Source organism: Halomonas sp. 707B3, from assembly GCF_024158645.1.
In the GTDB taxonomy this organism is placed as follows: Bacteria; Pseudomonadota; Gammaproteobacteria; order Pseudomonadales; family Halomonadaceae; genus Vreelandella; species Vreelandella lionensis.
Window position 1 is genome coordinate 1 of the sequence record NZ_JAMZBE010000309.1, and the last position, 1,166, is coordinate 1,166.

Genomic DNA, 1,166 nt, shown 5'->3' on the forward strand with positions numbered 1-1,166 from the left:
GGCATGGCACTGTCTGGGTGAATGGCGATAATGGCTATATTGCCATGCAGGTCAGTGGGTTAGAAGTGCTTCCGGGGGCCGGTCTCACGGATTCAGGAGACTGCTAGGGCTTGGCCTATGCCGCTAGCGGCACCGGAAATGATGGCCACCTTGCCTTCCAAACCATCGTCGCGCGCTAATAAACTCATGCCATTGCCTCCTTTATAGGATCATTTTCGAGGTGATCAACGTGACGCGTACCGAACATCAATACGCCACTGAGAACTAGAGGCAAAGAGCCCGCCAAAATCGCTGCCCAAATCATACTGACGCCAATAGTCAGTAATATGGAAACTAACCCTGAGCCAATAATTGCGCCTACCGGCGCCATGACATGGGCCACGTTAGCACCCGTACCACGAACGTGCGCAGGGAAAGATTCGCCCATGTAAAACAGGATGGCAGCGAAAGGACCAAGCAAGAAAAATAGTGTTACTGCATACATCATGTAGATAAAGCTGTCATTAGCCGGGCCAAGTAACATGAAGATGCTAGCCAAACCACCTAGCAGGAATCCCACTAAAACGGTATTACGCCGACCAATACGATCGCCCATCCAGCCATGGCTTAGGTAGCCTACAAATCCAACCGCGTTAGCCAGAATCAAAACGTAAAGAGAGTTTTCAAAACTAACTCCCTTTGCTTCCACTAGCACTGTGGTCCCCAGCACCGCGAAGACTTGAATAGCCATCCAACTGAAGAGCCAGACCAATGATAGAGAGATAGTATGACGGCGCAGTTCTGGTGAAAAAACGCCCTTCAGGCCCAAATTATTGCCAGTATTGACCTCAATATCTTGCTCAGCAGCCAACTTTGCTGCGCCTTCTGCGTCTCCAGACTTACGCCGGCGCTCTACTTCTTTAATAGCCGCAAACACAGGCGATTCAGGCAACTTGACCGCCATCACGATAACAATGATAGAGGCGCAAGCAGCAACAAAGAAACTGCCACGCCAGCCCACAATGGGCAGTAACAGAGAGGTCATACCTGCAGCTAATAGAGCACCTACGGGCCAACCACTCTGCACTGAGCTATGGTGATTTCTGGTGTATGGAAGCAGGCTGAAGGGGTGGCGTATCCTGTTGGTTGATCACCGCCAAGATCACAACCAACAGAGGAATGATACG

1 protein-coding gene is annotated in these 1,166 nt (G+C 50.8%); it reads right to left on the reverse strand.

Annotated features, from left to right (window positions below; all coding sequences use genetic code 11):
* Positions 1-184: 184 nt before the first annotated feature.
* On the reverse strand, positions 185-1,066 hold the full coding sequence (locus BIS10_RS18835) for an MFS transporter (protein ID WP_392567207.1): 882 nt from the start codon (positions 1,064-1,066) through the stop codon (positions 185-187).
* Between the last annotated feature and the right edge of the window lie 100 nt (positions 1,067-1,166).